Origin of the sequence: Sphingomonas sp., from assembly GCF_031426035.1 — a bacterium.
Lineage (GTDB): Bacteria > Pseudomonadota > Alphaproteobacteria > Sphingomonadales > Sphingomonadaceae > Sphingomicrobium.
This window is the reverse complement of the sequence record NZ_JANPKO010000046.1, coordinates 1-7,499: the sequence shown is the minus strand read 5'-3', so window position 1 is coordinate 7,499 and position 7,499 is coordinate 1. Positions and strand designations below refer to the sequence as shown.

The 7,499-nt window shown below is 64.9% G+C and carries 9 protein-coding genes; 6 read left to right on the top strand and 3 right to left on the bottom strand.

All coding sequences use genetic code 11. From position 1 onward, the window contains the following. The 3 genes from glf to RMP08_RS03010 all read right to left on the bottom strand — a co-directional run. Window positions 1-977, bottom strand: a 977-nt coding sequence (glf, locus tag RMP08_RS03020; protein ID WP_310467507.1) for a UDP-galactopyranose mutase, incomplete at its 3' end; no start/stop codon positions are given. Then, entirely contained in the window at window positions 974-2,062 is a 1,089-nt protein-coding gene (locus tag RMP08_RS03015; protein WP_310467506.1) for a glycosyltransferase, read from the bottom strand. The genes RMP08_RS03015 and glf, both read right to left, overlap by 4 nt. Window positions 2,063-2,312: 250 nt before the next feature. After that, the gene (locus tag RMP08_RS03010) at window positions 2,313-2,945 is read right to left on the bottom strand and encodes a DUF6766 family protein (protein ID WP_310467504.1); all 633 of its coding nucleotides are present in this window, start codon (window positions 2,943-2,945) and stop codon (window positions 2,313-2,315) included. A 117-nt stretch (window positions 2,946-3,062) separates the two neighbouring features. Here RMP08_RS03010 and RMP08_RS03005 point away from each other — a divergent pair, with 117 nt between their 5' ends. The 6 genes from RMP08_RS03005 to RMP08_RS02980 form a co-directional block, all read left to right on the top strand. Continuing rightward, complete coding sequence (locus RMP08_RS03005; protein ID WP_310467503.1) at window positions 3,063-4,589, top strand: acyl-CoA carboxylase subunit beta; 1,527 nt, start codon at window positions 3,063-3,065, stop codon at window positions 4,587-4,589. A gap of 49 nt (window positions 4,590-4,638) precedes the next feature. Next, entirely contained in the window at window positions 4,639-4,935 is a 297-nt protein-coding gene (locus tag RMP08_RS03000; RefSeq protein ID WP_310467501.1) for a plasmid mobilization protein, read from the top strand. Beyond that, window positions 4,935-5,165, top strand: a complete 231-nt coding sequence (locus RMP08_RS02995; protein WP_310467500.1) for a hypothetical protein — start codon at window positions 4,935-4,937, stop codon at window positions 5,163-5,165. The genes RMP08_RS03000 and RMP08_RS02995 overlap by 1 nt, the downstream gene beginning before the upstream one ends. Further along, window positions 5,162-5,623, top strand: a complete 462-nt coding sequence (locus tag RMP08_RS02990; protein ID WP_310467499.1) for an OsmC family protein — start codon at window positions 5,162-5,164, stop codon at window positions 5,621-5,623. Before RMP08_RS02995 ends, RMP08_RS02990 begins: the two co-directional genes overlap by 4 nt. Further along, window positions 5,620-6,039 (top strand): methylmalonyl-CoA epimerase, encoded by a 420-nt coding sequence (gene mce / locus RMP08_RS02985; RefSeq protein WP_310467498.1) that lies wholly within the window; start codon window positions 5,620-5,622, stop codon window positions 6,037-6,039. The genes RMP08_RS02990 and mce overlap by 4 nt, the downstream gene beginning before the upstream one ends. Before the next feature lie 113 nt (window positions 6,040-6,152). Further along, a partial coding sequence (locus RMP08_RS02980; RefSeq protein ID WP_310467497.1) for a methylmalonyl-CoA mutase family protein occupies window positions 6,153-7,499 on the top strand: 1,347 nt, incomplete at its 3' end.

Here is a 7,499-nt window from a genome sequence, read left to right as displayed (position 1 = left end):
TTGAACAGCGCCTGGTTCTCGGGCCGGGGAATTGGGTAATAAGGGTCGCCCTCGGCCGCCGGATATTCATAGGTGATGGTGGTTCGCGGGTGCTGCTGCCCGGTCAAATGCTTATACTCGCTGATCCGCGTGTAGGGCACGTCCTCGGCCGGATAGTTGACCGTCCCGACCGGCTGGTACTGCTCGGCATCGTGCGTCTGGTGGTCGAATTTGAGGCTGCGGTAGGGCAATTTGCCGAACCGGAAATCGAAAAATTCGTCGATCGGCCCGGTGAAGATCAAATGCCCGTAATCGACGCTGTCGCGCACCTCGCGATAATCGGTGCCGAGGCGCCGCTCGATCAGCGGGTTGCTCAGCATGGTCTCGAACATCGCGGTGTACCCGTCCGCCGGCATCGCCTGGAAGCTATCGGTGAAATAGCGGTCGTCGGTGTTGGTGCGGGTCGGAATGCGCGCGGTCACGGACTTGTCGAGCTCGCTCGGGTCGAGACCCCATTGCTTGCGCGTGTAGCCGCGGAAGAACAGTTCGTAGAGTTCGCGCCCGACGGCGTTGATGACGACGTCTTCCGAGGTCGCGATGTCCTCCACCTTCTCTGCGCGCGAGGCGAGGAACGCGGCCGCCTCGTCGTCGGTCTCGAGCCCGGCGTCGAACAATTTGTTGAGCGTGGTGCGGTTGATCGGGATCGGCACCTGCTGCCCGCGCACCTCGGCCAGCACGCGATGCTCGTACGGCCGCCACTCGGTGAACTGCGAGAGGTACTCGACCACCGCATCGCTGTTGGTGTGGAAGATGTGCGGCCCGTATTTGTGATACAGGATCCCGGCTTCGTTGGCCTCGTCATAGGCGTTGCCGCCAATGTGCGGCCGGCGGTCGACCAGCAGAATGCGCACACCGTGCTGGCTCGCCAGCCGCTCGGCCAGCACTGAGCCGGCGAACCCGGCGCCGACGATCATATAATCGTAACGGGCGGCGCTCATTCCGCGGCCACCAGCAACGCCGGATTGTCGTTCGACGCACGCTCGCCGAGAGCCTCCGCAACGAGGCCCGCCATGCGCGCCTGCACGGTATCCCAGCTGGTCGCGCTGAGCATCAGGTCGGCCTCGGCCAGCCACTCGCCAGCGGGATCGCGCGACAGTTCGAGTGCCGCATCGCAGGCGGCGATAAAGCTGGCGGAATCGGCGGCGATCTTGACCCCCTCGAGGTGACCATAATGGCGCACCACGTCCTTGACCGGGGTCGACACCACCGGGCGGCCGCCGGCGAGATATTCGGGAGTCTTGGTCGGCGAAATGAATTCGGTCGATGGGTTCATCGCGAACGGCATCAAGGCGACGTCCCAGCCGGACAGATATGCCGGCAGTTCGTGATAGGTCTTGGACCCAAGATAATGGATGTTGGCGCCGCGCGGCAGGTCGCCTTCGGCGATCTTGACCACCGGGCCGACCATCACGAATGACCGGTCGGGGCGCGCCTTGGCCGCCGCGTCGAGCAGATCGAGGTCGAAGCGCTCGTCGATGACGCCGTAGAAACCGAAGCGCGGACGCGCCAGCTTGGCCTGGTCGGCGGGGTCGGCCTGCGCCGAGCGTGCCTGCATGAAATGCGGCCGGTCGACCGACGACGGGAAGCAATGGACGCTCGGGTGGCGGTCCTTTTTGGCCTCGTACAGGCTCGACCCGCCGGTGAACACCAGGTCGGCCTTGCCGATCAGCTCCCGCTCGAGGTCGAGCAACGCCTCCGGGGCGAAGCGGAATTTGCTCAATTCGTCCATCGCGTCATAGATCACCGCGTCGGCCTCGAGCCCGCGCGAGAAGGGCAGCATCATCGGGGTGTAGTACCAGGCGACGACCGGCCCGCGGATCGCCGCGGCGAAATTCTCGAACAAGCGCGTCAGCGCGGCTTCCGCCCTGGGCATGCTGAGGCCCTCGGGAAGATGCGGCACGGCGATGCGGATGGACGGGTAGCCGTCGGCCTGGCGGACTTTGACAAACGCCGTCTCGCGGCGCCCGATGACGATCGGCTCCTCCCACACGATGACGTTCATGTCGCGCGCGAAGCGAGTCATCAAATGCTGCGGGCGCTGGAAAACGAAGTCCCACCGCAGGTGCGAGAAGCAAACCAGGGTTGCGCGCTCGGGGCGGGGCACCGACTGTCCGGCAGACGACTCAACAGGCACACCGGTACGCGTCGACATTTTCTTTAAAACCCCATGTGTTGGAACAACACGGGAAGAACGGCCCGGAGGGCATTACGGTTCCGCAACACTGGCCTAAAGTCGGTATCGAATCGGGATTGTGCGCTGCAGCATATGAAGCTCAATCGGCGCCCGTCTTAGCGTCGGGATCGCCGACTGCCTTGGATTCGGGCGAGCGCTGTTGCCGCAGGTAGATGCTGAGCACGATCAGCACCGCGGTCGAGAAGAACTCGCTTTGCCAGTTTTGGAACGATTCGAACCAGAAGCGCGCGCTGACTAGATGGTCGATCAGACCGACCGCCGCCTCGCCATGCAGCGCCGCCTCGTCGTTGGTGGCCGCGCTGCTGGCGACCAGGTGAACGCCGAACGCGATCAGGAACAGGGCAAACAGGGCGAGGCCGAGCGAGTGGGCGTAGAGCCAGCCGAGGCGGCCGCGGGTGAAGCGCGGCTCGTCGCCGGGGCGGGCATCGCCGCCGTCGGGGTCGCGCGATTCGGACGACCCGCGCTGGAACAAATAAGCGGTGAGCACGACATAGGCCGCCATCTGGAGGAATTCGCTCTCCCAATTCTCCGCGACCATCGCGAGGAACTGCGGATCGCTCGAATAAGCGAGCAGGGAGATCGGCGGCTCGCCATGCAGTGCCAGCTCGGCCACCTGGTAGTGCCAGCCGCTTAGCAATTGCCCGATCAGGCTGGCGGCGAACAACAGCAGGAGGACGATGGTCAAACCATTATCGTGGAAAAAGCGACGCATAGCGGCCTCTGACGTCAGGTGCACTCAGGCCGCCCCAACGCGCAAGATTGGAAATTGGTTGGTTTGACGCGTGCGCGTGGCCGTGGAAAAGCGGGCGGCGAAGCGAAGGGGCGCGGCATGGCGACGACGATCGAGCAACTGGAAGCGCGGCGCGAGGCGGCCAAGCAGGGCGGCGGCGCAAAACGCATCGCGGCGCAACACGCCAAGGGCCGGCTCACCGCGCGCGAGCGGCTATCCGTGCTGTTCGACCCCGGCAGCTTCGAGGAATATGACATGTTCGTCGAGCACAACTGCGCCGATTTCGGGATGGAGACGCAGAAGATCCCCGGCGACGGGGTGGTCACCGGCTCGGGCACGATCAACGGGCGTTTGCTGTTCGCCTTCGCGCAGGATTTCACCGTGTTCGGCGGCTCGCTGAGCGAGCGCCACGCGCAGAAAATCTGCAAGGTGATGGACATGGCGATGAAGGTCGGCGCCCCGGTGATCGGCCTCAACGACTCAGGCGGCGCGCGCATCCAGGAGGGCGTGGCAAGCCTCGGCGGCTATGCCGAAGTGTTCCAGCGCAACGTGCTCGCCTCGGGCGTGATCCCGCAAATCTCGCTGATCATGGGCCCGTGCGCGGGCGGCGCGGTCTATTCCCCGGCGATGACCGACTTCATCTTCATGGTGAAGGATTCGTCCTACATGTTCGTCACCGGGCCCGACGTGGTGAAAACCGTGACCAACGAGGTGGTGACCCAAGAGGAGCTCGGCGGGGCAGTCACCCACACCACCAAGTCGGGCGTTGCCGATGTCGCGTTCGAAAATGACGTCGATGCGCTGCTCGCGACCCGCGAATTCTTCGACTTCCTGCCCTTGAGCAACCGCCACGCGGTGCCCGAGCGGCCATCCAGCGACCCGTGGGACCGGCTCGAGGACAGCCTCGACACCCTCGTCCCGCCGTCCGCCGCGACCCCGTACGACATGCACGAACTGATCCGAAAGGTCGCCGATGAGGGCGATTTCTTCGAGCTCCAGCCGAGCCATGCGGCCAACATCATCGTCGGTTTCTGCCGCATCGAGGGGCGCACCGTCGGCGTCGTCGCCAATCAGCCGACCGTGCTCGCCGGCTGCCTCGACATCAATTCGTCCAAGAAGGGCGCGCGGTTCGTCCGCTTTTGCGATGCGTTTGACGTGCCGATCCTGACCTTCGTCGATGTCCCTGGATTCCTCCCCGGCGTCGCACAGGAGCATAACGGGATCATCAAGAACGGCGCCAAACTCCTGTTCGCTTACGCCGAGGCGACCGTGCCCAAGATCACCGTGATCACGCGCAAGGCCTATGGCGGGGCCTATGACGTGATGGCCTCCAAGCATCTGCGCGGCGATTTGAACTATGCCTGGCCGACCGCCGAGATCGCGGTGATGGGCGCCAAGGGCGCGGTCGAGATCATCTTCCGTGGGCGAACGCCGGACGAGATCGCCGAGCAGACGCGAGAGTATGAGGAGCGCTTCGCCAACCCGTTCGTGGCGGCGAGCAAGGGCTTTATCGATGAGGTGATCATGCCCCACTCGACGCGGCGGCGGGTCGCGTTGGGGCTACGCAAGCTGCGCGACAAGCAGCTCGAAAACCCGTGGAAAAAGCACGACAACATTCCGCTGTGAAACATGATAAGGTCATTGTAATACTGGCGCCTTAGCATTATAATGTCATGTGAAGGAAATCGCCATGCGCAGCGCCCGTGTCACTGTCTTGATGAAGCCCGAGGAGAAGGCTGCGCTCGACAGGAAAGCTGCCAGTCGGGGAGTTTCGAGCGGTGAATATCTTCGCCTCGCGGTCGACAACTTCGGTGCGGTTTCCGACCAGCAGCAGGCGGAGCTGGCGGCGCTGGCGGCCGAGCTCAAGACCGCGCTGCCGAAAATGAAGGCCGCGCTGAAGCGGTCGTGCAAGGTGCTTGAGGAGCTGCATCGCGAGAATGACGAGTTCTTCAAGGCGCGGGGCATCCGCTGATGGGGGCCATCGGCGACATCCTCACGGGCATTAAACAGGTCATCCTGCTCCAGGAGAATGTCGCGCGCCTCCAGAAGGACGTCGAGAATTTGGCCCAGGACGTCCGGCGCATTCGCGACTATGCCGGCGGCATCGACCAGCGCGTCGCGCGCATCGAAGGGGTGATCGAGGGGTTCGGCCGCGCCACTGCGGGGACATCCTCGCCCCAGCGCAGGCTGCCCAAGGCATGAGCACATACACCGCCACCATCCGCTGGAAGCGCGGCGTCTCCGAAGCCTACAGCGACGGCCGCTACAGCCGCGCGCATGAGTGGGCGTTCGACGGCGGGGCGGTCGTTTCGGCGTCCGCCTCCCCGCATATAGTGCTCGCACCGCATTCCGACGCGGCCGGGGTCGATCCGGAAGAGGCGTTCGTCGCCAGCCTGGCGAGCTGCCACATGCTGTTCCTGCTCGATTTCGCACGGCGCGGCGGGTTCGTGGTCGATAGCTACAGCGACGAGGCGGAAGGCGTGCTGGCCAAGCGCGCTGACGGCAGAATGGCGATGACGCGGGTGACCTTGCGGCCGCGCATCGCATGGGGCGGGGACAAGGTGCCGGATGCTTCGAAGGTCGCCGAGCTTCACCACCAGGCGCACGAGGCCTGCTTCATCGCCAACAGCGTGACCACGGAAGTGACCATCGAACAATGAAACTCGGACGATTGAACCATGTCGGCGTGGCGACGCCGTCGATCGAGGACAGCCTGGCGCTCTATGCGCGACTGTTCGGGGCCCAGCCGCATGGGTCCGCGTTCGACCTCCCCGCGCAGGGCGTCCGGGTCTGCTTCGTCGATACGCCGAACTCGCAGATCGAGCTGATCGAGCCGCTCGGGCCGGACTCGCCGGTGCGCAAATTCCTCGAGAAGAACCCGCTCGGCGGGCAGCATCACGTTTGTTTCGAGGTCCCCGACATCCACGCCGCCAAGGCCGTATTCGAGGCCAAGGGCGCGCGCGTACTCGGCGAGCCGCGCTTGGGCGCGCACGGCACCCTGGTGTTCTTCGTCCACCCCAAGGACATGGGCGGGGTGCTGACCGAGATCATGGAGACGCCGAAGCAGGCGCATTAGGATGAGTGCAATTTTCCGTTCGTCCTGAGTTGTCGAAGGACCTTCCTTCGTTTTGACGAGCGGAGCAAACAAGGGCAGGGCTTCGACAAGCTCAGCCCGAACGGTTTTTGGTAATGTCTGACGATCTGGAAAAATGGAAAGCCCTCGCCGCCAAGGAATCCCGCGGCAAGGATTTGTCGCGCGAAACCCCCGAGGGGATTACGCTCAAGACCGTCTACGGTCCCGCCGACGCCGCCCACATCGACCCCGGCTTCCCCGGCCTCCCGCCCTACACCCGCGGCCCCTACGCGACGATGCACGCCGGGCGGCCGTGGACCATCCGTCAGTATGCCGGCTTCTCGACCGCCGAGGAGTCCAACGCCTTCTACCGCCGCAACCTCGCCGCCGGGCAGAAGGGACTCAGCGTCGCCTTCGACCTCGCCACCCACCGCGGCTACGACAGCGACCATCCGCGCGTCGCCGGCGATGTCGGCAAGGCGGGCGTCGCGATCGACAGCGTCGAGGACATGAAACTGCTGTTCGACGGCATCCCGCTGGGCGAGATGTCGGTCAGCATGACGATGAACGGCGCGGTGCTGCCGGTGATGGCGTTCTACATCGTCGCCGGCGAGGAGCAGGGCGTCCCGCTCGACCAGCTCAGCGGCACCATCCAGAACGACATCTTAAAAGAGTTCGCGGTCCGCAACACCTACATTTACCCGCCCGAACCGTCGATGCGGATCGTCAGCGACATCATTGCCTATTGCGCCGCCAACATGCCGCGCTTCAACTCGATTTCGATCAGCGGCTATCACATGCACGAGGCCGGCGCGACCGCGGTGCAGGAGCTCGCCTACACCCTCGCCGACGGCCGCGAATATGTCCGCGCGGCACAGGCGACCGGGCTCGACATCGACGCCTTCGCGCCGCGGCTGTCGTTCTTCTTCGGCATCGGCATGAACCTGTTCATGGAGGTCGCCAAGCTGCGCGCGGCGCGCACCCTGTGGGCGCGGATCATGACCGATCTCGGCGCCAAATCGGAAAAATCGAAGCTGCTGCGCACGCACTGTCAGACCTCGGGCGTGTCGCTGACCGAGCAGGACCCGTACAACAACATCGTCCGCACCACGGTCGAGGCGATGGCGGCGGTGCTCGGCGGCACCCAGTCGCTGCACACCAATTCGTTCGACGAGGCGATCGCCCTGCCGACCGAATTTTCCGCCCGCATCGCGCGCAACACGCAGTTGATCCTCGCGGAGGAAAGCGGGGTAACCGCGGTCGCCGATCCGCTCGGCGGCAGCTGGTACGTCGAGGCTTTGACGCGCGAGCTGGAGGAAAAGGCGTGGGCGCTGATCGAGGAGGTCGAGGCGCACGGCGGGATGACCAAGGCGGTCGCCGAGGGCCTGCCCAAGCACCGCATCGAGGAAGCCGCCGCCGAGCGCCAGGCGCGTGTCGACACCGGCGCCACCACCATCGTCGGC

Bases quoted from the DNA above. Each gene is read 5' to 3' on its own strand.
- RMP08_RS03015 (WP_310467506.1), bottom strand. From the start codon at position 2,062: ATGACTCGCTTCGCGCGCGACATGAACGTCATCGTGTGGGAGGAGCCG.
- RMP08_RS03010 (WP_310467504.1), bottom strand. From the start codon at position 2,945: ATGCGTCGCTTTTTCCACGATAATGGTTTGACCATCGTCCTCCTGCTG.
- RMP08_RS03005 (WP_310467503.1), top strand. From the start codon at position 3,063: ATGGCGACGACGATCGAGCAACTGGAAGCGCGGCGCGAGGCGGCCAAG.
- RMP08_RS02995 (WP_310467500.1), top strand. From the start codon at position 4,935: ATGGGGGCCATCGGCGACATCCTCACGGGCATTAAACAGGTCATCCTG.
- RMP08_RS02990 (WP_310467499.1), top strand. From the start codon at position 5,162: ATGAGCACATACACCGCCACCATCCGCTGGAAGCGCGGCGTCTCCGAA.
- mce (WP_310467498.1), top strand. From the start codon at position 5,620: ATGAAACTCGGACGATTGAACCATGTCGGCGTGGCGACGCCGTCGATC.